The 20,805-nt window shown below is 72.8% G+C and carries 23 protein-coding genes; 11 read left to right on the forward strand and 12 right to left on the reverse strand.

The window, feature by feature from the left end; translation table 11 throughout:
- Positions 1-10 precede the first annotated feature (10 nt).
- Positions 11-985 (forward strand): Bug family tripartite tricarboxylate transporter substrate binding protein, encoded by a 975-nt coding sequence (locus AC5JJ1_RS01815; RefSeq protein WP_495783390.1) that lies wholly within the window; start codon positions 11-13, stop codon positions 983-985.
- 3 nt (positions 986-988) lie between these two features.
- Here the strand turns inward: AC5JJ1_RS01815 and AC5JJ1_RS01820 are convergent, their stop codons facing one another.
- The 3 genes from AC5JJ1_RS01820 to AC5JJ1_RS01830 all read right to left on the reverse strand — a co-directional run bounded on the left by AC5JJ1_RS01820 (position 989) and on the right by AC5JJ1_RS01830 (position 3,297).
- Complete coding sequence (locus tag AC5JJ1_RS01820; protein WP_495783391.1) at positions 989-1,564, reverse strand: hypothetical protein; 576 nt, start codon at positions 1,562-1,564, stop codon at positions 989-991.
- 150 nt (positions 1,565-1,714) lie between these two features.
- The gene (locus tag AC5JJ1_RS01825; protein ID WP_495783392.1) at positions 1,715-2,167 is read right to left on the reverse strand and encodes a DUF3237 domain-containing protein; all 453 of its coding nucleotides are present in this window, start codon (positions 2,165-2,167) and stop codon (positions 1,715-1,717) included.
- A 158-nt stretch (positions 2,168-2,325) separates the two neighbouring features.
- Positions 2,326-3,297, reverse strand: coding sequence for a Bug family tripartite tricarboxylate transporter substrate binding protein (locus AC5JJ1_RS01830; RefSeq protein WP_495783393.1), 972 nt, complete (start codon positions 3,295-3,297; stop codon positions 2,326-2,328).
- 118 nt (positions 3,298-3,415) lie between these two features.
- On the opposite strand from AC5JJ1_RS01830, the gene corA reads away from it, so the two are divergent.
- From corA to AC5JJ1_RS01850, 4 genes are all read left to right on the forward strand, one after another.
- Complete coding sequence (gene corA / locus AC5JJ1_RS01835; RefSeq protein ID WP_495783394.1) at positions 3,416-4,402, forward strand: magnesium/cobalt transporter CorA; 987 nt, start codon at positions 3,416-3,418, stop codon at positions 4,400-4,402.
- Positions 4,393-5,085 carry a hypothetical protein gene (locus AC5JJ1_RS01840; RefSeq protein ID WP_495783395.1) on the forward strand — a complete coding sequence of 231 codons (693 nt, stop codon included), beginning with the start codon at positions 4,393-4,395 and terminating at the stop codon, positions 5,083-5,085. The genes corA and AC5JJ1_RS01840 overlap by 10 nt, the downstream gene beginning before the upstream one ends.
- 35 nt (positions 5,086-5,120) lie before the next feature.
- The gene (locus AC5JJ1_RS01845) at positions 5,121-6,086 is read left to right on the forward strand and encodes an acetamidase/formamidase family protein (RefSeq protein ID WP_495783396.1); all 966 of its coding nucleotides are present in this window, start codon (positions 5,121-5,123) and stop codon (positions 6,084-6,086) included.
- Positions 6,087-6,163: 77 nt separating this feature from the next.
- Positions 6,164-6,985 (forward strand): alpha/beta fold hydrolase, encoded by an 822-nt coding sequence (locus tag AC5JJ1_RS01850; protein WP_495783397.1) that lies wholly within the window; start codon positions 6,164-6,166, stop codon positions 6,983-6,985.
- On the opposite strand, the gene AC5JJ1_RS01855 is transcribed toward AC5JJ1_RS01850, so the two are convergent.
- From AC5JJ1_RS01855 to AC5JJ1_RS01870, 4 genes are all read right to left on the reverse strand, one after another.
- Positions 6,972-7,826, reverse strand: a complete 855-nt coding sequence (locus tag AC5JJ1_RS01855; protein WP_495783398.1) for an SDR family NAD(P)-dependent oxidoreductase — start codon at positions 7,824-7,826, stop codon at positions 6,972-6,974. The genes AC5JJ1_RS01850 and AC5JJ1_RS01855 overlap by 14 nt on opposite strands.
- Positions 7,826-8,932 carry an SDR family oxidoreductase gene (locus AC5JJ1_RS01860; protein WP_495783399.1) on the reverse strand — a complete coding sequence of 369 codons (1,107 nt, stop codon included), beginning with the start codon at positions 8,930-8,932 and terminating at the stop codon, positions 7,826-7,828. The genes AC5JJ1_RS01855 and AC5JJ1_RS01860 overlap by 1 nt, the downstream gene beginning before the upstream one ends.
- Positions 8,933-8,997: 65 nt before the next feature.
- Positions 8,998-9,720, reverse strand: a complete 723-nt coding sequence (locus AC5JJ1_RS01865) for a superoxide dismutase (protein WP_495783400.1) — start codon at positions 9,718-9,720, stop codon at positions 8,998-9,000.
- A 64-nt stretch (positions 9,721-9,784) separates the two neighbouring features.
- Positions 9,785-10,855 (reverse strand): ABC transporter ATP-binding protein, encoded by a 1,071-nt coding sequence (locus AC5JJ1_RS01870; protein ID WP_495783401.1) that lies wholly within the window; start codon positions 10,853-10,855, stop codon positions 9,785-9,787.
- 139 nt (positions 10,856-10,994) lie between these two features.
- Between AC5JJ1_RS01870 and AC5JJ1_RS01875 the strand changes: the two genes are divergently transcribed.
- The 4 genes from AC5JJ1_RS01875 to AC5JJ1_RS01890 all read left to right on the forward strand — a co-directional run bounded on the left by AC5JJ1_RS01875 (position 10,995) and on the right by AC5JJ1_RS01890 (position 12,750).
- A complete protein-coding gene (locus tag AC5JJ1_RS01875) occupies positions 10,995-11,342 on the forward strand; it encodes an ElaB/YgaM/YqjD family protein (RefSeq protein WP_495783402.1) in 348 nt (115 codons plus the stop codon).
- 6 nt (positions 11,343-11,348) lie between these two features.
- On the forward strand, positions 11,349-11,783 hold the full coding sequence (locus AC5JJ1_RS01880; RefSeq protein ID WP_495783403.1) for a phage holin family protein: 435 nt from the start codon (positions 11,349-11,351) through the stop codon (positions 11,781-11,783).
- A 194-nt stretch (positions 11,784-11,977) separates the two neighbouring features.
- Positions 11,978-12,256 (forward strand): GNAT family N-acetyltransferase, encoded by a 279-nt coding sequence (locus AC5JJ1_RS01885; protein ID WP_495783404.1) that lies wholly within the window; start codon positions 11,978-11,980, stop codon positions 12,254-12,256.
- Positions 12,257-12,261: 5 nt separating this feature from the next.
- Positions 12,262-12,750: a hypothetical protein gene (locus AC5JJ1_RS01890; RefSeq protein ID WP_495783405.1), complete on the forward strand. Its 489-nt coding sequence runs from the start codon at positions 12,262-12,264 to the stop codon at positions 12,748-12,750.
- Here the strand turns inward: AC5JJ1_RS01890 and AC5JJ1_RS01895 are convergent.
- Genes AC5JJ1_RS01895 through AC5JJ1_RS01915 form a run of 5 tightly spaced genes read right to left on the reverse strand, consistent with a single transcriptional unit; the run spans position 12,747 to position 17,338 of the window.
- Positions 12,747-13,871: a serine hydrolase domain-containing protein gene (locus AC5JJ1_RS01895; protein WP_495783406.1), complete on the reverse strand. Its 1,125-nt coding sequence runs from the start codon at positions 13,869-13,871 to the stop codon at positions 12,747-12,749. The two genes, AC5JJ1_RS01890 and AC5JJ1_RS01895, sit on opposite strands and share 4 nt — an antisense overlap.
- Before the next feature lie 54 nt (positions 13,872-13,925).
- A complete protein-coding gene (locus AC5JJ1_RS01900; protein ID WP_495783407.1) occupies positions 13,926-14,882 on the reverse strand; it encodes a Bug family tripartite tricarboxylate transporter substrate binding protein in 957 nt (318 codons plus the stop codon).
- The gene (locus AC5JJ1_RS01905; RefSeq protein WP_495783408.1) at positions 14,882-15,379 is read right to left on the reverse strand and encodes a DUF934 domain-containing protein; all 498 of its coding nucleotides are present in this window, start codon (positions 15,377-15,379) and stop codon (positions 14,882-14,884) included. The genes AC5JJ1_RS01900 and AC5JJ1_RS01905 overlap by 1 nt, the downstream gene beginning before the upstream one ends.
- Positions 15,366-17,033 carry a nitrite/sulfite reductase gene (locus AC5JJ1_RS01910; protein ID WP_495783409.1) on the reverse strand — a complete coding sequence of 556 codons (1,668 nt, stop codon included), beginning with the start codon at positions 17,031-17,033 and terminating at the stop codon, positions 15,366-15,368. Before AC5JJ1_RS01910 ends, AC5JJ1_RS01905 begins: the two co-directional genes overlap by 14 nt.
- A 2-nt stretch (positions 17,034-17,035) precedes the next feature.
- Positions 17,036-17,338, reverse strand: coding sequence for a DUF2849 domain-containing protein (locus AC5JJ1_RS01915; protein ID WP_495783410.1), 303 nt, complete (start codon positions 17,336-17,338; stop codon positions 17,036-17,038).
- A 171-nt stretch (positions 17,339-17,509) separates the two neighbouring features.
- On the opposite strand from AC5JJ1_RS01915, the gene AC5JJ1_RS01920 reads away from it, so the two are divergent.
- Entirely contained in the window at positions 17,510-18,652 is a 1,143-nt protein-coding gene (locus AC5JJ1_RS01920) for a YbfB/YjiJ family MFS transporter (RefSeq protein ID WP_495783411.1), read from the forward strand.
- A 17-nt stretch (positions 18,653-18,669) separates the two neighbouring features.
- Positions 18,670-20,640: a DUF4139 domain-containing protein gene (locus tag AC5JJ1_RS01925; protein WP_495783412.1), complete on the forward strand. Its 1,971-nt coding sequence runs from the start codon at positions 18,670-18,672 to the stop codon at positions 20,638-20,640.
- Positions 20,641-20,805: the final 165 nt, after the last annotated feature.

Here is a 20,805-nt window from a genome sequence, read left to right on the forward strand (position 1 = left end):
AAACCAGCCCATGATCCAGCCTTCTTTCGGGCGGCGCGCCCTGCTCGCCGGCGCGGCCGCCCTCCCCTTCCCCACCCTCGCCGCGCTGCCGGAGCGGCCGCTCCGGATCCTGCTCGGCTTCCCGGCGGGGACGGGGCCGGACCTGCTCGGGCGGCTGCTGGCGGAGGGGATGCGGGAGGCCTGGCCGGCCGGCATCGTCGTCGACAACAAGCCGGGCGCGGGCGGGCTGATCGCGGCGCAGGAGGTGGCGAAGGCGGCGCCGCCGGACGGCTCCACCCTGCTGCTCGGCGAGGTGGCGCAGCTCGCCATGGCGCCGAGCACCTATGCGCGCATCCCCTATGACCCGGCGCGGGACTTCAGCGCCGTCGCCGAGCTGGCCTCGGTCGATTTCGCGCTGGTCGTGCCGCCGGGGCTGCCGCCGCAGGACCTCGACTCCTACCTGGCCTGGGGCAAGGGGCAGCCGGCGCTCTACATGGGCACCTTCGGGGCGGGGAGCCCGGGGCATTTCGCCGCGGCGATGCTCGGGCAGGCGGCAGGGCTGACGGTCGAGGCCGTGCATTTCCGCGCCACGGCGGATGCGGTGGCGGCGGTGCTCAACGGCAATGTGCAGGGGATGTTCGGCAGCATCGCGGCCGTCGCGCCGCATGTGCAGGCGGGGCGCATGAAGGCGCTGGCGGTGACGGGCCCGGAGCGCTCGCCGCTGCTGCCGGGCGTGCGGACCATGGCGGAGCTGGGGCGGCCCGCCCTCTCGATCAGCGCCTGGTTCGGGCTGGTGGCGCCGGCGGCGGTGCCGGCGGCCGTGGTCGGGGAGATCGAGGCGGCGGTGCTCAGGGCGATGGCGGCGCCGGGGCTGCTGGTGCGGCTGCAGGAGGCGGGGTTCCGCCCCTCCGTCGCCGGCCGCGGCGACTTCGCGGCCCTGATGCGGGCGGAGACGGTGCGATGGGCGGAGGTGGTGCGGGCAACCGGCTTCCGGGCGATCGAGTAGCGGTCAGCCCTTCACCGCGGCGGCGCCGGCGCCGATGCCGCCGAAGACGTCGCTGAACCAGGCCCGCCATGGCTTCCGGATGCAGTTCTCGATGTAGTAGTAGCGCGGACTGGAAGCCGACTTCCCGTCCTTCTCGTACCAGTCCTCGACGAGATGGGCCTGCTGCTCGACATTGTACTCGCCCCACATCTCGCCGGGCTTGTAGTCATAGGCCGCGTTGCCGTCGATCGCCTGGGAGATCGCGGAGTTCAGCATGTAGCCGGAGCTGATGTAGTGGTTCTGGCCCTGCCAGACATGCGTCAGCTCATGGATGAGCGTCGGCCAGTCGGTCATCGCCGCGAAATCGATCGGCCCCATGAAGAGGATGTAGGAGTCGCGGCCCATCTCGGGCGAGAGCAGGGTGAAGGGCCGGTCGCCGAGGCCGAGCGCATCCGCGATCTGCACCCTGCCGTAGTTGACGGTGTCGAGGAAGACCGTCCTGGCTTCGGCGATCTCGGCCGCGGTTATCGGGCGCCGCTTGGCGTTGCGGATATCGAGGCCGGCCTTGGCCAGGCCGCGCAGGTCGCCGATGATGCTCATCCGGGTCCCTCCTGATCGCCGGCCGTTGAGGTGGCGCCGACCGGATCGCCAGGAAGCGCCGGGTCGCGGCCGCAATCCAGCGCAATCGGGCGGGTTCAGTGGCTTCTGACCGGCGGGCCCTTCCTTCACGCCGCCGTCAGGGCGGCCCGGTCAGGCCGCGTGGATGCGGATGAGGACGGCGCTCGGCTGGCGCTCGCCATAGCCGAGGAAGACCCGGCGGTGCAGCCAGGCATGGGCGGGCGCGGCGGTCTCGAAGACGGGGGTCGTGCGGAAGTAGACGCGCTCGGGCAGCACGGCCTCGCCGCGCAGCAGCCGGGCCATGTCCTCCGGCGCGGCGTGGCGGAGGCCGCGGTTCACCACATGGACCAGGGCGCCGTCGGCGAGGCGGAGCGTGTAGCGGGCGACGATCTCGGTCACGCCGTCGGGGCGGATGAGCTGGTGGTCGGTGCCGCCCGGCAGCACCTCGCCCTCGAGGCGCGGGCCGGCGATGCGGCCGCCGAGGATGGGGACGACGCGGCGCTCCCCCTGCGGGCCGGGGCCGAGGAGGATCGGCGCGGCGACGTCGAAGCGGGCTTCGGCGATGAAGTCGAGGCTGGGGGGCATGGCGGGGCGTCCTCCGGGTCGGAGGAGCCTAGAGCATCTCCGGTTCACGGAGGTCCACCGGAAATGCCCTGGGCTGCTGTCGTCCGAGCGGCGTCCCGCCTCGGGACGAAGCCGCCCCGGAGCGATCGGCCCCGGCCCGGCGCTCCGGCACGGCCCGTTCAGTCGTTCCTGATGCCCATGGCACGGACGGCGGCGCCGATGCTGTTCACCTGCCCGGCGACATAGGCGGCGAATTCCGGCTGGGTCTTGGTCCCGGTGACGATGCCGACGCCGGCCAGGCGCTCCTGGATCGCGGGCATGCCGAGCAGGGTGTTGATTTCGTCGTGCAGGCGGGCGGTGATCTCGGGCGGCAGGTTGGCCGGGCCGGTGAGGCCGAGCCAGTTCTGCGCCAGCAGGTCGGGCAGGCCGGCCTCGGCCGTGGTCGGGACGTCGGGCACGCTCGGGGCGCGGCTCGGCGCCGTTACCGCATAGGCGCGCAGGCGCCTGGCGCGGATGTTCTCGGCATTCTCGGGCAGGGTGTCGAAAGAGAGCAGGATGGAGCCGCCGAGCAGATCGGCCTGCATCGGCTGCGAGCCGCGATAGGGCGCGTGGTTCAGCGGGATGCCGGTTTGCTGCGAGAACATCGTCCCCACCACATGGCCGACCGAGCCAGCGCCGGAGGTGCCGTAGGTGACGGGCGCCGGCTGGGCGCGCATCCAGGCCATCAGCCCCTTGAGGTCCTGGGCGGGGACCTGGAGGTTGGTGACGACCACCATCGGCGTCGCGCCGATATAGGCGATATGGGTGAAGGAGGTCAGCGGGTCGTAGCCCGGCCGCGCATAGAGCGGCGGCGAGGTGACGATGGGGGCGGTGTTGCTCAGCATCAGCGTGGTGCCGTCGGCCGGCTGGCCGGCGACATGGGCGGCGGCCAGCGTACCCCCGGCGCCGGGGCGGTTGTCGACGACCACGCGCTGGCCGAGCCGGGGCGAGAGCGCCTCGCCGAGGACGCGGGCGGCGATGTCGGAGGCGCCGCCGGGCGGGAAGACGACGACGATGCGGATGGGGCGCGAGGGCCAGGCCTCGGCCCGGGCGGGCTGCGCGAGGGCGAGGCAGAGCATTGCCCCGAAAAGCTGCAAAGCGCGTGCGAACATGGCGAACCCCTTGGATCACCGGGCGGTGAGCAAGGGCCGGGCCAGAAGCAGCCTCCCCCGTGACACCCGGCGCGGGCGCGGGTAGAAGCCCCTGGCCCGACCGGCCGGGGGAGCCACCATGCTGACCACCTATACCGTCGAGGCCGGGCAGCTCGTCGTGCGCGAGGGCGCGCAGGCCACCGAGAGCCTTGGCCGCGCCGTCTGGATCGACCTGCTGACGCCGACGCCCGAGGAGGAGCGGCAGGTGCAGGAGGCGCTGCGCCTCGAGATCCCGACGCGCGAGGAGATGCAGGAGATCGAGAGCTCCTCCCGCCTCTACAAGGAGGAGGAGACGCTCTTCCTCACCGCGCCCTTCCTCTACGGCGTCGAGGGCGGCGAACTCGGCTCCACCGCCATCACCTTCGTGCTCGGCAATGCGGCGCTGGTGACGGTGCGCTACGCGACGCCCAAGGCCTTCGCCGTCTTCTCCGCCCGCTGCCAGCGCACGCCGACGACGCTGCTGACGACGCCGGACGGGGTGATGCTGCACCTCTTCGAGCAGGTGGTGGACCGGCTCGCCGACATCCTCGAGCGCATCGCCGCCGACATGGACCGCGCCAGCCAGGCGGCCTTCCGCACCGCGCGGGCCAAGGCGAAGGCGAGCGCCAAGGATGCCGACCTGAAGGAGGCGCTGATCACCCTCGGCCAGGTGGGAGAGGTGACGACGCGGGCGAGCGAGACGCTGCTCGGCCTGTCGCGCATCCTCACCTTCGTCGGCGCGGAGAAGGCGACGGCCGTCAGGCGCGAGAACCAGGGGCTGATCAAGACGCTGGTGCGCGACGTGCGCTCGCTCGTGGAGCACGCGAATTTCCTGAACAGCAAGGCCAACTTCCTGCTCGATGCGGTGCTCGGCATCATCAATGTCGAGCAGAACGCCATCATCAAGACCTTCACCGTGGCCTCGGTCGCGCTGATGCCCCCCACCCTGCTGGCCAGCATCTACGGGATGAATTTCGACGTAATGCCGGAGCTCAAATGGAGCCTCGGCTACCCGATGGCGCTGGGGCTGATGATCATCTCGGCGGTGGTGCCGATCCTCTACTTCAAGCGCAAGGGTTGGCTCTGAGCGCGGGCCGCCTCGCCGCGGTCCTGCTGCTGCTGGCCGGGGCAGCGCGGGCGGAGGGCGTGCCGCCCTGCCCGGCCGGCCGGCCGGAGATCCGCATGAGCATCGACGACCCGGCGCCGGTGGTGAGCCAGGCGCTCGGCGTCGATGCGCTGCATGGCGAGACGGGGCAGAAGCGCAGCCCCGGCCTGCATCACCTGGCGCTTACCGCCTCCCGCGTCGAGTGGCGGAGCGAGATCGAGACGCGCTACCGCGAGGATGCGGGCGGGGTCTGCGCGCGCCCGGCGCGGATCGCGCTGCGCCTGGTGCAGGCCGAGCACGTCGTCCGCATCGCCGGCGAGATCGGGCGCGGCGGCTGCCTCTGGCGCGAGGTGCTGGCGCATGAGATGCGGCATGTGGGGGTGAACCGGCAGACGCTGCGGGCCGCGGCGGAGCGGGCCCGCGCGGCGGCGGAGGCCTGGGCGCTGCAGGCGGAGGGGCGCGGCGCCACCTTCGATGCGGCGATGGCCGGGCTGCAGGAGGGTCTGCGGCAGGCGATCGAGCCGGCCCTCGCCGGCATGCGGGAGGCGCGCGAGGCGGCGCATGGCCGGATCGACAGCCGGGCGGAGTATGAGCGGCTGGGCGAGGTCTGCCCGGCCGACCAGCGGCGGCTCCGGGAGGCCTTGCGGGCAGCCGGCACCCCGTGATGCCATGCCGGCTTCCGACCGAGGAGGATTCCGGCTTGCCCGCGACGCATCACATCGAACCGACGCTCGAGAACATCCGCTGGGGCGGGTTCGACGCCGCCTTCCCGCCGGTGAGGACGGTCGATCCGGGCGACCTCGTCATCCTGGAATGCGTCTCGGGCGCGCCCGACGTGATGCCGCCGGCGGGGAGCGGGCTCGCCGTGCCGCCGCGGCTCTCGGCCATCCATGCGGCCAATCCGGCGCGGCATGGGCCGCATATCCTGACCGGGCCGGTCGCGGTGAAGGGCGCCGAGCCGGGCGATTGCCTCCGCGTCGATATCGAGCGGATCGACCTCGGCGCCGACTGGGGCTTCTGCGCCTTCCGCCCGCTGGTGGGCACGCTGCCGGAGGACTTCCCCTACCGGCGGGTGCTGCACATCCCGGTCGACCGGGAGGCGATGACTTGCAAGGTGCCGGTGGGCCCGGGCATCACCCTGCCGCTCGCGCCCTTCTTCGGGGTGATGGGCGTCGCCGGGCCGGAGGAATGGGGCACCATCTCCACCAAGGAGCCGCGGGCGCATGGCGGCAACCTTGACAACAAGGAGCTGGTGGCGGGGACGACGCTGTACCTGCCGGTCCATGTGCCGGGCGCCAATTTTTCGGCCGGCGACGGGCATGGCGTGCAGGGCGACGGCGAGGTCTGCATCAATGCGCTCGAGATCTGCCTGACCGGGCATTTCCGCCTCGGCCTCGAGAAGGGCGGCGGCGCGAAGGACCCGGTGCTGCGCTTCCCGCGGGCCGAGACGCCCACGCATTTCATCAGCATGGGGATGCATGAGGATCTCGACCTCGCCATGAAGCAGGCGCTGCGCGAGATGATCGCCTTCATCGTCAGCCGCACCAACCTCTCGGCGGCGGATGCCTACCAGCTCTGCTCGCTCGCCGTCGACTTCCACGTGACGCAGACGGTCAATGGCGAGAAGGGCGTGCACGGCATGCTGCGGAAGGGATTGTTGTTCTGACATTACGTTTCGGTCCGTGGCGTTGGCAGCGGCCGAGCGGAATGCAAGCATTCGGCGTGGACAGAGGAGGCTGAACCATGCCGATGGTCACCACGAAGGACGGCACCCAGATCTTCTACAAGGACTGGGGCAGCGGGCCGCCCATCGTCTTCCATCACGGATGGCCGCTTTCCGCGGATGACTGGGATGCCCAGCTGCTGTTCTTCCGGCAGCAGGGCTTCCGCGTCATCGCGCATGATCGGCGCGGGCACGGGCGCTCCGCGCAGGTGTCGCAAGGACACGACATGGACCACTACGCCGCGGATGTCGCGGCGGTCGTGGAGGCGCTCGACCTGCAGGGCGCGGTGCATGTCGGGCATTCGACCGGCGGCGGCGAGGTGGTGCGCTACCTCGCGCGCCACGGCACGGCGCGGGCAGTGAAGGCGGTGCTGATCGCCGCGGTGCCGCCGCTGATGCTGAGGACGGAGGCCAATCCAGGCGGGCTGCCGATGGAGGTCTTCGACGGCTATCGCGCCCAGCTCGCGGCCAACCGGGCGGAGTTCTACAAGGCGGTGCCGTTGCCCTTCTACGGCTACAACCGCGAGGGGATGACGGTGCAGGAAGGCGTCGCCGGCAATTGGTGGCGGCAGGGGATGATCGGCTCGGCGCTCGCGCATTACGAGGGGATCAAGGCCTTCTCGGAGACCGACTTCACCGAGGACCTGAAGAGGATCGACATCCCCGTGCTGGTGATGCATGGCGACGACGACCAGATCGTCCCCATCGCCAGTGCCGCCCTGCTCTCGGTGAAGCTGCTGAGGCAGGGGACGCTGAAGGTCTATCCGGGGTATCCGCACGGAATGGCGACGACGCATGCGGATGTGATCAACCGGGACCTGCTGGACTTCATCCGGGCCTAGATTTCTCGATATAGGCCGCGAAGGCCTCGGCATGGTCCTTGTGCCAGCGCGAGAGCGGCGGGCGGTTCTCGACGATGTCGCCGGCCGACCAGAGGATGCGCCGCTCGTCCAGCCAGCGCGGCACGTCGTTGTCGGGGCAGAGGATGTAGAAGTCGCCGGCCTCGAGGCGCGCGAGCATGAAGTCGACCGTCTGCTCCGGCGTCCAGGCGGCGGCGGGCTTCTCGGCGCGTCCCTTGGCGGTGAGGGCGGTGAAGACGAAGCCGGGAATCAGCAGGTGCGCCGAGACCTGGCAGCCCTCGGTGTTGCGCAGCTCGTGCTGCAGGGCCTCGGTGAAGGCGCGGACGCCCGACTTCGCCACGTTGTAGGCCGGGTCGCCAGGCGGGGTGGTGATGCCCTGCTTGGAGCCGGTGTTGATGACGAGGCCGGGGCGGCCGCGGGCGATCATCCCCGGGACGAAGATCTGGCTGCCATGGATGATCCCCCAGAGATTGGTCTGCAGGATGCGCGTCCAGGCGCCGGGCGGGCCGAAGAGGGTGCTGCCGGGCTGGATGCCGGCATTGTTCATCAGCACGTCGGTGCCGCCGAAGCGCTCGCGCACGGCGGCCTCGAGGGCTGCGACTTGGGAGGGGTCGCCGACGTCGCAGGGCTGCGCCATCACCTCGGCGCCGGGCACGGCCTCCTCGATGGCGGCGGCGGCCCGGGCCAGGCGGTCCTCGCCGAGATCGGCGAGGACGATGTGCAGCCCGACCTTCGCGAAACGGGTCGCGGCCGCGAGGCCGATGCCCGCGGCACCGCCGGTGACGACGGCGACGGCGCCCGCGACGAGGGCAGGGTGCGGCATCAGAAGATGCCGCCGGCGCGGCGCCCGACCTCGCGGGCCAGGCGACGCATCGGGCGCTGACCGGGGACGAGGACGCGGCCGCCGCCCATCCGCCGGGCTGCGGTTGCGCCGATCACCAGGGCGCCGATTCCGGCCAGCGCCGCCGCCGTCATCGCCGGGTGCAGCTGGGCCTCGAGGAAGAGGCTGGTCTTGCGCACCGGGGCGACGGGGCGGGTCAGGCTCTTCTCCGTGCCGCCCTCGCGGCCCTGGTAGAGGTTGTCGGCGCGGCTCGCCTTCGGGCGCTTGTTCGTCACCTGGATCGGGTAGCCGATCGCCTCCATGATCAGGTCGGTTGTGCGCGGGAAGAAGTTGCCCAACAGCGCGATGGCATGGCCGCCGAAGCCGACCACCAGCTCGCGCCGGCGATGCTCGCAGGCATGCAGGATGGCGCGCGCCACGAGCTTCGGCTCATAGGCCGGCGGGGGCACGCGCACGCCCTCGCTGGGCAGGTAGTTGCGAGCGTGGTCCTGGAAGCCGGTCTCGATGCCGGAGGGCTTGATGAGCGTGACGCTGATCGGCGCGCCGTCGCGCTCCAGCTCCATCCGCAGCGCATCGGTGAAGGCGCGGACGGCGTGCTTGGTGGCGGAATAGGGGCCCTGGAGGATCATCGCCCGGTCCGACAGCACGCTGCCGATGTTAACGATGGCGCCGCCGCCGCGCTGGCGCAGCGCCCGCGCCGCGATGGTGCTGCCATGGACGACGCCCCAGTAATTGGTCTCGAAGACCCGGTGATGGTCGGCGAGCGGCACCTTCTCGATCTCGCCATAGATGGAGACACCGGCATCGTTCACCCAGGAGTCGAAGCCGCCGAAGACCTCCTGCACCTTGCGGGCGGCGGCCTCCATCTCGTCCAGCTTGCCGACATCGGCGACGGCATAGTCGGCGCGGCCGCCCGCATTGCGCAGGTCCTGGACGATTTTCTCGAGCTCCTCGCCGTTGCGGGCGATGAGGAAGACGCGGGCGCCGGACTGCACGGCAAGCCGCGCGGTGGCGAGGCCGATGCCGGAGCTGGCGCCGGTGATGACGATGGTCTGCTGGTTGAGCGGCTTCAGCCGGATCTGCGGCATCGGGAACCTCTGGATTCGTGGGGGGAGTGCGGGGTGAACCGCCCTCCCCCGCTCCGGGTTCCCGCCTAGATAGTCAGCGAGCCGGCCTTGGCGGCGGCGTAGCGAGCGGCGACCTTGTCCCAGTCGACCACGTTCCACCAGGCCTCGAGATAGGCGGGACGGCGGTTCTGGTACTTCAGGTAGTAGGCGTGCTCCCAGACATCGTTGCCGAGGAGGACGCGGCCGCCCTCCATCAGCGGCGTTTCCTGGTTGGGGCGGCTGGCGAGCGCCAGCTTGCCGGCGCCGTCGACGGTGACGAAGACCCAGCCGGAGCCGAAGACGCGGGCGCCGGCGCCGTTGAAGTCGCCCTTCATCTTGTCGAAGCCGCCGAGGTCGCGGGTGATGGCCTCGGCCAGCTCGCCGGTCGGCGCGCCGCCCTTGCCGCCCATGATGCCCCAGAACATCGCGTGGTTGGCGTGGCCCCCGCCATTGTTGCGGAGCGCGGTGCGGATCGCCTCCGGCATCTCGCCGAGCTTCGCCAGGATCTGCTCGATCGGCATGGCGGCGACCTGGGCGTGGTCCTTCACTGCCGCGTTCAGGTTGGCGACATAGGCGGCGTGATGCCGGCCGTGATGGATCTCCATGGTCTGCGCGTCGATATGCGGCTCGTTCGCATTCGGCGCGTAGGGCAGCGGCGGCAGGGTGAAGGGGCCGGAGGGGGCCTGGGCCCGGGCCCGCGGGGCGGCGAGGAGGCTCGCCAGGGCGGCGCTTCCGAGCAGGGCGGAGCGGCGGTTCAGCAGCGTGGACAAGGGCGGACCCTCCCGATTGTTGCGCGGAGCAGATGGGGCGGCGCGGGCCGGAACCAAGGGCGGCTCAGCGGAGGGCGCGGTAGGCGAAGGCCGCATAGGGGTCCCAAGCGACCGAGGCGGGGCCGCCGGGGATGGGCAGGCGCACGCCGGGCGGGCGGCGGGCGACGAGCATCCCCCCCTCGCCCAGCTCCAGCAGCAGCCGGACGTGGTCGCCGAGGAAGACGGTGTCGCGCAGCGCGGCGGGCAGCGCGCCCTCCCCCATCTCCTCGGCCGGCAGGGCGGCGACGGCGACGCGGTCCGGGCGGATGGCGACGATGCAGCGGCTGCCCGGCCCCCCGGCATCGGCGATGCGGGCCTCGACCAGCGGGCCGCAATCGAGGCGGATGCCGCATTCCGCCTCCTCCCGCCATTCGACCGTGCCGGGGAGGCGGTTGTTCTCGCCGAGCAGGCCGGCGATGCCGGCCGTCGCCGGCTCCTCGTAGAGGGCGCGCGGGGTGGCGCATTGGGCAATGCGGCCATCCTCCAGCACGGCGATGCGGTCGGCGAGGGCCATCGCCTCCTCGCCCTCGCGCGTCGCCAGCAGCAGGGTGAGGCCGAGGCGGCGAGCGAGGCGGCGGAGCTCGAAGGCGAAGGCGCGGCGGGCGGCGGGGTCGAGGCCGGCGAGCGGGTCGTCGAGCAGCAGCAGGGGCTGCTCGGGGGCCAGGGCGCGGGCGAAGGCGGCGCGGAGGCGCGGCAGCGGCGCGAGCTGGGCGATGCGCCGGCCCTCGAAGCCGTCGAGGCCGAGGGCGGTGAGCGCGCGGGCGATGCGGGCCGGGCGGTCGCGCGCCGGGATGCCGTAGCCGGGGAGGAGCTGGGCGATGGCCTCCTGCACCGTGCGGCCGGGCGGGAGGTCGGCATCGAACAGGGCGAGCGGGCGCTGCGAGGGGGCGAGCGGGGCGAGGTCGCGCCCTCCGAGCAGCATCCGCCCGGCATCCGGCCGGTCGGTGCCGGCGATCAGGCGGAGCAGCGCGGTCTTGCCGGCGCCGGCGGGGGCGAGCAGGGCCAAGGTCTCGCCACGGGCGAGGTCGAGGCTGATCTCCTCGAGGCCCGCCGCGCGCCGCGCGAGGCCTTCGAGGCGCAGCAGCGGCGCGTCCATCCCTTCCCCCCTTCACGCCCCTGTTTCATGCCCCTGGGCCCGCCCCAGGCATCGCCGCGCCGGGTGGCGGTGTCAACGGAACCCTTGGGCGGCAGGCGGCGTTGCTGCGGCAAGTTTCCACCTCGCAAGGAGCAATGCCATGTCGGCAGCCAATGACATGTCCAACGACGCCCGCCGCCTCAAGGAGCAGGCTGCGGCCTCCACCGACCGCGTGGCCACCGATGCACAGGAAGAGCTGGCGAAGCTGCGGGCCCAGGTCGAGCGGCTGATGCAGGAGCGCGTCACCCCGGCGCTGGCCGGCGCTGCCGACCAGATGCAGGATTATGCGACGCGCGCCCGCGAGGCGGTCGAAGACCGCGCCGATGCGCTCTCCGAGACGGTGCGCGAGAAGCCGCTGATGGCGGTCGGCATTGCGGCCCTCGGCGGCTACCTGATCGGCCGGCTGATGGGTGGCAACACCTACGTCTACTCGCGCGACCGGCACTAAGGGACCATGCGGCTCGTCAGCCTCCTGCGCCTCGCGGCGCAGGCCGAAACGCTGCGGTGGAAGCGCACCGGCCGGGGCGTCGCCATCCAGGCGGCGCTCGGGGCGGCGGCGGCGGTCTTCGGGCTGATGCTGCTGGTCATGCTGCATGTCGCGGCGCTGATCTGGCTGGCGGAGGGGCGCAGCGGCACGGCGGCGGCGCTCATCATCGCCGGGGTGGACCTGGTGGTGGCGGCGCTGCTCGGCTGGCTTGCCGCGCGGCATGCCGAGGATCCGATCCAGATCGAGGCGCAGCGGGTGCGCGACGACGCGTTGCGGCAGGTGGGCGACACCGCCTCCCGCGCCATGATGATCGCGCCGCTGCTGCGCAGCCAGAATGCGAAGAAGGGGCTGATCGGCGCGGCGCTGACCGCGGCGGTGATCGGCTTCGTCGCCAAGCGTTAGGGCGGGAGGCAGCCGGGCCGCGATGGCCCGGCGGCCTTTCCGTCGATCCCATGCGGTCCTCGCGCGTTCGGCCGGGGCAGGCAGCGGGGGAATGGCGTCATGGACCGCGCACATCATCATCCAGGGACCACGATCGAGGGGCGGCCGGTGCATCCGGCCATGGCCCCGTGCGGCGCGTGGGGGAGCGACGGGGCATGAGCGAGGTTCGGGAGAATGCGGAGGCCCGGCGCTTCGAGCTGACATCCGGCGATGCCGTCGCCTTCATCGAGTATCGGCGCGACGGCGATGCCGTCGAGCTGACCCATACCGAGGTGCCGCAGGCGATGGAGGGCAAGGGCATCGGCTCCGCCCTGGTGTGCGGCACGCTGGAGCGGCTGCGGGCGGAAGGCGCGCGAGTGGTGCCGAGCTGCAGCTTCGTCGCGCGCTACATCGAGCGGCACCCCGACTATGGGGACATGGTCGCCGGGGGCTGAGCGCGATGCAGGTCCTGGCGCTGGCGCTGCTGCTGGCCGCACCGGCGGCCATGGCGCAGGAAGCCGGCTGCGTGGTGCCGGGGCCGGTGATGGATTGGCGCGGCCTCGGGCTCGGGATGCGCCATCCGGCGGGCTTCGCCCTCGCCGAGGCGGGGCCCGACACGGTGCGCTTCGCCAGCCGCGACGGGCAGGCGAGCGCCACGGTGACGGCCATCCCGAACGGCATGCAACAGAGCCTCGCCGCGGTGCTGGCGGAGGCGCAGCAGGACATCACCACGAATAGCGGCGGCGAGATCACCTACAGCCGGGCGAGGGCGAACTGGTTCGTCCTTTCCGGCTACATGGCCGGCCGGATCTTCTACCGGCGCAGCCTGGTCTCGGCGGATGGGCGCTTCATCGGCACGCTGTGGATCGAGTTCCCGCGCGCGATGAAGCCCTGCTTCGAGGCGGCGGTGACGACGATGTCCCTCTCCTTCCGCGAGCTCGCGCCCTAATCCGGCAGGATCGCCGCATGGGCGAGGCTGCTGAGGACGTCCATGCGCTGGTTGTGGAAGGCCTCGGTCTGCCGGCAGTTGGAGAAAAATGCGAAGGAGACGCCGCTCGTCGGGTCCGCCCAGCAATAGGAGCTGCCGACGCCGCCATGGCCGAAGCTGCGGGGGTGGGCGATGGTGCCGAGCCCCCGCGCCACGGGCGTCTCGCCGCGCGAGTGGGGGCCGAGGCCGCGATGCATGGGGATGCCCATGTAGTCGTCGATGCGGTCGCCGGTGAAGTTGCGCGTCACGAACTCGATCATGCGCGGGGAGAAGAGGCGGGTGCCGCCCAGCGCGCCGCCATGGGCGAGCGCCTGGTAGAAGGCCGCCATGCCGCGCGCCGTGCCGTAGCCGCCGCCGCCCGGGATGCCGGCGGTATGGTGGGCGGCGGTGTTCTCCGCCGCGCGGGGGAGGAAGGCGCCCTCCTGCTGCGGGTCGTAGATCTCGGCGGCGCGGGGCAGGTCGGCCTCCGCCATGCCGATGACGACGTCGCGCTCGAGGCCGAGCGGCGCCAAAATCCGCTCGCGGATGAAGGCGCGGAAGTCCTGGCCGGTGATTGCCTCGATCAGCACCGCGGCGACCCAATGGGCCGCCGTCGGATGGTAGTGCACGCGGCTGCCGGGGGTCCATTCCAGGGTGAAGCCAGAGACCGTCTGCCGCAGCAGGGCGTGGTCGTCCCAGCATTCGGGCGGGACCATGGCCGAGGGGAAGCCGCCCTGGTGGGTCAGCAGCTGCAGGATCGTGATGTCGGCCTTCCCGTGCGCGGCGAATTCCGGGAGGTGCAGGGCGACGGGGTCGGAAAAGCGTAGCAGCCCCTCCTCCGCCAGCAGCCAGAGCGCCGAGGCGGTGACGACCTTGGTGTTGGAATACATCAGGAAGAGCGTGTCGGCCGTGGCGGGCGTGCCGAGCCGCGCCTCGCCGAAATGGCGGAAGAGGGCGAGCTTGCCGTGGCGGGCCACCGCCACCTGTGCGCCGGGGTGGTGCCCCTCGGCGATGTGGCGCTCGATGATGGCGCAGAGGCGGGCGAGCGGGCGCGGGTCGAGGTTCAGCGCCTCGGGGTGGGATTCGGGCAGGGGGAAGGCCATGGACATGCTCCCTCGGGTCTTTCCGGAGAAGCCTAGCACCCTGGCCCGGCCAGGCTAGTCCGGCTGGATGCGGGCGCGGCGGATGGTCGCGGCCCAGCGCTCGGCATCGGCGCGGATGAGGGTGCCGAGGGCCTCGGGGCCCTCGTTCACCGGCTCGAGGCCGAGGGCGGCGATGCGCTCGGCGACATCGGGCCTGGCCACGACCTCGCCGATCGCCGCGTCGAGGCGGGCGACGATCGCCGGGTCGGTGCCGCGCGGGGCGACGATGCCGTGCCAGCCCACGGCCTCCGCGCCGGTCATGCCGGCCTCGGCGAGGGTCGGGACATCGGGCAGGCCGCGGGCGCGCTCGGCGCTGGAGACGAAGAGGCCACGCATGCGGCCGGCGCGGACATGGTCCGTCACCGCGCCGATATTGATCATCACCCCCTGCAGGCTGCCGCCGAGCAGGTCGTTCACCGCCAGCGCCCCGCCGCGATAGGGGATGTGCGTCCAGCGCACCTCCGCCGCGGCCTGGATCTGCTCGCCGAGGAGATGGGCGAGGCTGCCATTGCCGGGCGTGCCGACCGCGACCGCGCCGCGGCGGGCGGCGGCGAGGAAATCGGCCAGCGTCGCCGCGCCGCTGTCGGCGCGGACGACGAGGATCTGCGGCACGCGGACCACGCGGGCGACAGGCGCGAATCCCTCGACCGGGTCGAAGCTGAGGCCGGGGAAGAGGGTGCGGTTGATGGAGAGGCTGTCGGAGCCGGCAAGTAGCGTGTAGCCGTCCGGCCTGGCGCGGGAGGCGGCCTCGTAGCCGATATTGCTGCCGGCGCCGGGCAGGTTCTCGACCACGACGTTCTGGCCGAGCGCATCGGTCAGGTGGCGCGCGACGAGGCGGGCGACAATGTCCTGGCTGCCGCCGGCGGCGACGGGGACGATGATGCGGATGCTGCGCTCATGCGGCCAGGCCTGCGCGAAGGCGGGGGTGGCGAGGCTCGCGGCGGCGAGGGCGAGGAGGCTGCGGCGGCGCATCAGGCGAGCTCCAGCTTGCGGCGGAGGAGGGAGAGCGGCCGGTCCGCGCCCTGCGCGGCCTGGTAGGCGACGCGGATGGTGTCACGCGAGCGCGCCCAGGTCTCGGGCCTCGTGCCCTCGGCGACTTCGACCGTGCTCACGCCGCAGCGGAGCAGCATGGCGTACTGGTCCGGGAGGACATGACCGGTCGCGCGGATCTCGCCGGTGAAGCCGTGATGCTCACGCAAGCTCCGGGCCTGGGTGAAGGCGCGGCCATCCTTGGCCTTCGGCAGGCGCAGCGCGACGAGGGCGAGGCGGAGGAGGAAAGGCGCGACCTCCTCCGGCTGCGCGTCGGGGGCGAGGGCGACGCCGAGCGGGGCGTTGCGGCCGGCGAGCGCATCGCCCTCGGCGCGGAGGCGGGCGAGGCTGACGATGGCGGGGCCATCGGGGAGCGGGGCGTCGTCCTCGATGCTGGTCCAGTCGTCGGGCCGCAGGCGGCCATCCTCAAGCAGGGGCATAGAGGGCGTCCTTGAAGGGCGTGGCGCCGATCCGGCGATAGGTGTCGATGAAGCGCTCGCCCGGCGCGCGGTGCGCGACATAGGTGGTGATGAGCGTCGCCACCGCGTCGACGATGGCGCCGTAGGAGAAGGCCGGGCCGATCAGCTCGCCGATGGCGGCGTCGTTGGTCGCCGAGCCGCCGAGGGTGACCTGGTAGACCTCCTCCCCGCGCTTGTCGACGCCGAGGATGCCGATATGGGCGACGTGGTGATGCCCGCAGGCATTGATGCAGCCGGAGATGTTGATGAAGCACTCGCCGATGTCGTGCTGGCGGTCGAGCGAGGCGAAGCGCTCGCTGATGCGCTGCGCGACGGGGATGCTGCGGGCCGTCGCCAGCGCGCAGTAGTCCATCCCCGGGCAGGCGATGATGTCGCTGATCAGGCCGATATTCGGCGTCGCCAGCCCGGCGGCGCGGAGGCCCTGCCAGAGCGTGAGGAGGTCCTCCTGGCGCACATGTGGCAGGACGAGGTTCTGCACATGGGTGACGCGGATCTCGCCGAAGGAGTGGCGCTCGGCGAGGTCGGCGACGGCCTCCATCTGCTCGGCGCTGGCATCGCCGGGGATGCCGCCGATCGGCTTCAGCGAGATGGTGACGGAGGCGTAGCCCGGCTGCTTGTGGGCGCGGACGCTGGCCGCGGCCCATTGGCGGAATTCGGGGTCCTCCGGCAGCGGCTGGTCCTCGAGCGCGGCGAAGGGGGGCGGGGCGAAATGCGCGGCGATGGCGGCGACGACCTCGGGGTCGAGCCGGTACTTGTCGCGCGGCATGCGCTCGTATTCGCGCTCGACCATCCGGGTGAACTCGTCGCCGAGGTCGCGGACCAGGATTTTGATGCGGGCCTTGTAGATGTTGTCGCGCTGGCCGAGCGAGTTATAGACCCGGAGAACCGCCTCCATGTAGGCGAGGAACTCGGACTCGGGGACCCAGTCGCGCAGCTTGCGGGCGAGGATGGGGGTGCGGCCGAGGCCGCCCCCGGCATGCACCTCGAAGCCGACCTCGCCGCGCGCATTGCGCTTGGCCAGCACGCCGACATCGTGCACCTGCGCGGCGACGCGGTCGTTGGGGCTGCCGGTGATGGCGATCTTGAACTTGCGCGGCAGCCAGGTGAACTCCGGGTGCAGCGTCGACCACTGGCGGAGGATCTCGGCATAGACGCGCGGGTCCACCACCTCGTCCGGGCTGGCGCCGGCATACTCGTCCGTCGTGGTGTTGCGGATGCAGTTGCCGCTGGTCTGGATGGCGTGCATGTCCACTTCGGCGAGCGCCTCGAGCATCGCCGGCACGTCCTCCAGCTTCGTCCAGTTGAACTGGATGTTCTGGCGCGTGGTGAAGTGGCCGAAGCCGCGGTCCCAGCGGCGGGCGATCCGGCCAAGCTGGCGGAGCTGGGCGCTGTTCAGCAGGCCGTAGGGGATCGCCACGCGGAGCATGTAGGCGTGGAGCTGGAGGTAGAGGCCGTTCATGAGCCTGAGCGGCTTGAACTCGTCCTCGGTCAGCTCGCCGGCGAGGCGGCGCTCCACCTGGCCGCGGAACTCGGCGATGCGCTCCCGGAGGAATTCGCGGTCGATCTCGTCGTAGCGGTAGGTGCGGGCGTGGGGCGGGTAGGTCAGGGCGTTCATGCTCAGGCGGCCTCGGCTGCGACGCTCGGGCCCTGCACGCGCAGGCGCTCGCGGAATTTGAGGGGGGTGGGGCCGACCGGGTCGACCTCCACCGCATAGACGCCGACCACCTGCTGGGCGCGCTCGCCGCCCTGCGCGAGGGCGAGGCCCTGCTCGGCGGTCTCGGGGGCGAAGGGGGCAGTCTCCGCGATGCGGTCGCGCCACAGGCCCTCCCTGCCGAGCCAGACGACGCGGCCGTCGCGCAGGCGGTTGGCGGTGAAGACCACGGGGGCGGTGGCGGGGCGGGCCTTCGCCTTGGTGCTCATCGGGACGATATCCTGCGCGCTGGGATGGTTTCCGGCTATTTAACGACCTGGCCTGTAGGCAACAAGGGCCCCGCACGCACGATCGTGGGATAAATCGGCTTATATTAACTATCCTATTTCGTGTTTCATGGCGCGTCGCCCGGGCTGCCGCTGGCGCCTAGGCTGGCTGCCGTGAGCCCTTTCCTCCGACATGCGCTGGCCGGCGCGGCCGCCACGGCCGCCGGCAACGGCCTCGCCCGCTTCGCCTATGTGCCGCTCTTCCCCGCCATGGTGACGGCGGGCTGGGTGGATGGCGGGCAGGCGGGCACGCTCGGAGCGGCGGCGCTGCTCGGCTACCTGATCGGGATACTGGGCGGGCGGGGCATGGCCAGGCGGCTCGGCGTGCCGGGGCTGCTCGATTGCGGCATGGGGCTGGTGGTGGTGGCGCTGGCGGCCTGCGCCTGGAATGGCGGCTTCGCCTGGTTCCTGACCTGGCGGACGCTGGCCGGGATCGGCGGCGGGCTGCTGATGGCGCTGGCCGGGCCGGCGACCCAGGCCTCGGTGGCGCCGGAGCGGCGCGGGGCGGCAGGGGGCGTCGTCATCGCCGGCGTCGGGCTCGGGATCGCGGCGGGGGCGGTCGCGGTGCCGGCGCTGCTGCCGGGCGGGCTGCCGTTGGCCTGGCTGGGCCTGGCGGGGCTGGTGCTCGGGCTCTGGGGCTTCGCCCATCCGCGCTGGCCGAGCATGGCGCTGACCGGCGAGGCAGCGGCGGCCGCGCCGCGGGCGCGGCTCCTCGTCGCCACCTACGGGCTGCATGCGGCGGGGATGGTGCCGCCGATGGTGTATCTGGCCGATCTCGCGGCGCGCGGTCGTGGATTGGGTCTCGGGATCGGGGCGGCGGTCTGGCTGGTCTTCGGGCTGGTCGGGGTCGCAGGCGGCATCCTCTCGGGGCGGGTGACGGACCGCATCGGCGGCCGGCAGGCGCTGGCGATCTGGCTCGGGGTGCAATCCGCGGCGCTGGCGCTGACCCTGCCGCCCTGGCCGGTGCTGGTGCTGCCGGCCGCCGCGGCGGCGGGCTTCGCCGCCGTCGGGGTGACGGCAGTGACACTCACCGTCTGCCGGGAGGTCGCGGGGGCGCGGGCGACGGGGCTCTGGGTGCGCTGCACCGCCGCCTTCGCGGTGACGCAGACGGTGGTGGGGTTCGGCCTGGCGGCGCTCTTCGCGGCGACGGGAGAGAGCCATCTGGCGGTCTTCGCCATGGGGCTCGGCTTCTCGCTGGCGGGCCTCGCGGGGGCGATGGGGTTGTTGCGGGGATCGGCTAGGATGGGTCTCGGATAACCTCCCCGGAGCCCCCCATGCGCCGCGCCCTGCTGCTGGCTGTCTGCCTCGCCTCCCCCGCGCTTGCGGAGGAGCTGCCGGTGCGGGCGGTCACCCTCTCCAATGCCGGCCTCGCCGAGATCGAGCGCGGCGGGCGGTTGGAGGCCGGGGCGGCGATCACCTTCCGCGTGCCCGCCGAGGATGTCGACGACGTGCTGAAGACCCTGGTGGTCCGCGACCCGACCGGCGTGGTCGAGGGCCTGCTGCTGCCGGCCCAGGAGATCGAGGCGGAGGCCTTCCGCGGCCTGCCGCTGAAGCCGGCCGATTTCGAGAGCCGGGCGAGCCTGCTGCGGGCGCTGCGGGGCCAGGCGGTGCAGGCCGGCGGCAGCACCGGGCGGCTGGCCGATGCTGAGGAGGCGGAGGGCGGGCTGCGCGTCTCCCTCCTCGGCGAGACGGGGCTGCGGCTGCTGCTGCTGCGCGAGGGCGAGGAGGTGCGGCTCACCGATGCCGGGCTCGCGGCGCGCATCGCCCGGGCGGCTGAGGCGCTGGCCCTGGCACGCTCGGCGGATGAGCGGCAGGTGGAGCTCCGCCTCCGCGCGGATGCGGCGCGGGAGGTCTCCTTCGCCACGGTGACGGGGGCGCCGCTCTGGAAGCCCTCCTACCGGCTGCTGCTGCCGAAGGCGGCGGGCGAGGCGCGGCTGCAGGGCTGGGCGGTTGTCGAGAACCGCTCGGGGGCGGATTGGGCGGGGGTGCGGCTCTCCCTCGTCTCGGGCAATCCGGCGGCCTACCGGCAGGCGCTCTACACGCCGATCCGGGTGGAGCGGCCGGAGCTGCCGGTGCGAGCGGCGGAGCAGGTGCGGGTCGCGGCGGATACCGGGCCGCGGCCGCCGCCGCCCGTGGCCGCCATGGCCCCGGCGCCGGCGGCGCGGGCGATGCGGATGGAGGCGGAGGCCGCCCCCGTCGCCGCGGCGCCGGTCGCTGCGCTGCCGCAGGCGGCGGCGGAAAGCACGGCGGGGCGGGTTGCCTTCACCCTCCCCTCCCCCGTCTCGATCCGCGGCGGGGAAACGGCGAACCTGCCCTTCCTCGATGCGAGGCTGGCGGCGGAGCGGGTCTGGTGGGTGCAGGATACCGGAGCGCGCAACCCGCTCGGCGCGGTGCGGCTGCGCAACCAGGGCGGGCCAGTGCTGCCGGATGGGCTGGCGGCGGTCTTCGACGCGGCCGGGGCCTATCTCGGCGATGCGGAGCTGCGGGCGGTGCTGCCGGGGGAGCAGCGGCTGCTGGCCTTCACGCGCGACCGCGACGTGGCGATGAGCTCGAGCGCGGCGAGCGCCGAGCGGCCGGTCGGGGTGGAACTGCGGCGCGGTGTCGTCGTGCTCGCCTCGATCCGGCGGGAGGAGGTGGCGCTGGCCGTCGATCCGCGCGGGGCGCGGGGGCGGATGGTGGTGGACCTGCCGCGGCGGGTTGGGGCGCGGCCACTCTTCGCCGTCGCCGCCGAGGGCGACTTCGGCCTGCGGACGGAGGCGGTGCTGGAGGGCCAGCCGGCGACGCTGCGCTTCGCCTGGGAGCGGGAGGGGCGGGCCGAGGTGCCAATCCTCGACCAGGGGCTCGGCGACCCGGTGCTGCTGCGCTGGCGGGAGATCGACGTGGAGGCGAGCCTGCGGCGGCTGCCGGGAGGTGCCGGGAGCCTCGAGACCCTGCGCTCGGTGCTGGAGCGGCTGCCGGCCGATGCGCCTGGGCGGGCGGCGCTGGAGGCGGTGGTCGCCGGGCTCGGCGAGGCGCGGCGGCTGCTGGATGCGGCGCGCGGGGCGATCCGGCAGTACGGGGTGGCGGAGGCGGCGCTCGGCCGGGCACGGGCGGCGGCGGAGGATCGCAGCGGGGCGGAGCGGGAGGAGGCGCGGCGGCGGCTCAACCAGGCGAGCCTCGCCGCCGAGCGCGCCGGGGCGGCGGCCGATGCGGCCTGGGAGACTTGGCAGCGGCAGGTGGCGGAGGTGCTGGGGCAGACGGGCTAGAGCAAACTGCGATCAGGTGGAATCACCTGCTGGGAGGTGTTTGCTCGATCAAACAACAAGCTAGCAGCCTGTCGGATTTGGGTTTGCCGGTGGTTTGTTGGGTGGCGAGGGGGTCAAGCGGGGAGCCGCAGGCGGTGGAGCCTGCGGCCGTTGTAGGCGATGGCG

Source organism: Belnapia sp. (assembly GCF_059504005.1).

What these genes read in the sequence shown, in the direction of transcription:
- AC5JJ1_RS01815 (WP_495783390.1), top strand. Translation starts at nt 11, where the DNA reads ATGATCCAGCCTTCTTTCGGGCGGCGCGCCCTGCTCGCCGGCGCGGCC.
- AC5JJ1_RS01820 (WP_495783391.1), bottom strand. Translation starts at nt 1,564, where the DNA reads ATGAGCATCATCGGCGACCTGCGCGGCCTGGCCAAGGCCGGCCTCGAT.
- AC5JJ1_RS01825 (WP_495783392.1), bottom strand. Translation starts at nt 2,167, where the DNA reads ATGCCCCCCAGCCTCGACTTCATCGCCGAAGCCCGCTTCGACGTCGCC.
- AC5JJ1_RS01830 (WP_495783393.1), bottom strand. Translation starts at nt 3,297, where the DNA reads ATGTTCGCACGCGCTTTGCAGCTTTTCGGGGCAATGCTCTGCCTCGCC.
- corA (WP_495783394.1), top strand. Translation starts at nt 3,416, where the DNA reads ATGCTGACCACCTATACCGTCGAGGCCGGGCAGCTCGTCGTGCGCGAG.
- AC5JJ1_RS01850 (WP_495783397.1), top strand. Translation starts at nt 6,164, where the DNA reads ATGCCGATGGTCACCACGAAGGACGGCACCCAGATCTTCTACAAGGAC.
- AC5JJ1_RS01855 (WP_495783398.1), bottom strand. Translation starts at nt 7,826, where the DNA reads ATGCCGCACCCTGCCCTCGTCGCGGGCGCCGTCGCCGTCGTCACCGGC.
- AC5JJ1_RS01860 (WP_495783399.1), bottom strand. Translation starts at nt 8,932, where the DNA reads ATGCCGCAGATCCGGCTGAAGCCGCTCAACCAGCAGACCATCGTCATC.
- AC5JJ1_RS01870 (WP_495783401.1), bottom strand. Translation starts at nt 10,855, where the DNA reads ATGGACGCGCCGCTGCTGCGCCTCGAAGGCCTCGCGCGGCGCGCGGCG.
- AC5JJ1_RS01875 (WP_495783402.1), top strand. Translation starts at nt 10,995, where the DNA reads ATGTCGGCAGCCAATGACATGTCCAACGACGCCCGCCGCCTCAAGGAG.
- AC5JJ1_RS01880 (WP_495783403.1), top strand. Translation starts at nt 11,349, where the DNA reads ATGCGGCTCGTCAGCCTCCTGCGCCTCGCGGCGCAGGCCGAAACGCTG.
- AC5JJ1_RS01885 (WP_495783404.1), top strand. Translation starts at nt 11,978, where the DNA reads ATGAGCGAGGTTCGGGAGAATGCGGAGGCCCGGCGCTTCGAGCTGACA.
- AC5JJ1_RS01890 (WP_495783405.1), top strand. Translation starts at nt 12,262, where the DNA reads ATGCAGGTCCTGGCGCTGGCGCTGCTGCTGGCCGCACCGGCGGCCATG.
- AC5JJ1_RS01895 (WP_495783406.1), bottom strand. Translation starts at nt 13,871, where the DNA reads ATGGCCTTCCCCCTGCCCGAATCCCACCCCGAGGCGCTGAACCTCGAC.
- AC5JJ1_RS01900 (WP_495783407.1), bottom strand. Translation starts at nt 14,882, where the DNA reads ATGCGCCGCCGCAGCCTCCTCGCCCTCGCCGCCGCGAGCCTCGCCACC.
- AC5JJ1_RS01905 (WP_495783408.1), bottom strand. Translation starts at nt 15,379, where the DNA reads ATGCCCCTGCTTGAGGATGGCCGCCTGCGGCCCGACGACTGGACCAGC.
- AC5JJ1_RS01910 (WP_495783409.1), bottom strand. Translation starts at nt 17,033, where the DNA reads ATGAACGCCCTGACCTACCCGCCCCACGCCCGCACCTACCGCTACGAC.
- AC5JJ1_RS01915 (WP_495783410.1), bottom strand. Translation starts at nt 17,338, where the DNA reads ATGAGCACCAAGGCGAAGGCCCGCCCCGCCACCGCCCCCGTGGTCTTC.
- AC5JJ1_RS01925 (WP_495783412.1), top strand. Translation starts at nt 18,670, where the DNA reads ATGCGCCGCGCCCTGCTGCTGGCTGTCTGCCTCGCCTCCCCCGCGCTT.